Below are 573 nucleotides of genomic sequence, written 5' to 3' on the forward strand. Positions count from 1 at the left end.
GCCAGAGACTGGCAGAAATAAAGACGGACAATATAAAAAGCAAGATAATATCTGGCGGAATTATTTATCCAGAGACCAGTATCCGGCTTCTTTTAACGCAGCGGCTCCACTATTTGCAAACAGCATTATGTCACGTTGTCCTGGTTGCGGATAAATTCGGCTGCTCAAACACGCTTCGCCTTCATTGACAAATACTTCCACGGATGAGCGGTCAATGAAAATTCGCAATGAAAGAATACAGTCCTCTGGCAGGGGAATGCTGCGCGTTCCCACAAGTGAGAAGTCAGGGTAGTTACGCTCTAATACTAAGCGCTGAGCCTGATTATCAACGTAAATACGCAGTCCATCTCCTAGCACCATGCCATATTGTTCCGCCAAAGACGAACAGCGCTCCCATTCCAGTAATAACTCAACAGCTTCGGCATCTGCAGCGACAAATAACTGCTGATTGTTCAGGCCGTGGGCTGGAATAGGAAAATAGTTGCCTCGCAGGGCGGTCACTTCGGCGATGGGTTTCATCATCACCCGATTATTATCACCTAAGCTCAATTCGCGCGGCAGGGAGAGCATACC

General features: G+C 47.8%; 1 protein-coding gene. It reads right to left on the reverse strand.

Going from position 1 to position 573, the window contains the following annotated elements; translation table 11 throughout:
- Positions 1–60 precede the first annotated feature (60 nt).
- Positions 61–573: GH32 C-terminal domain-containing protein (locus tag AC1DUO_RS26115; protein ID WP_477989649.1), on the reverse strand; the 513-nt coding region annotated here is incomplete at its 5' end.

Source organism: Rahnella sp. P4_A8, from assembly GCF_056402435.1.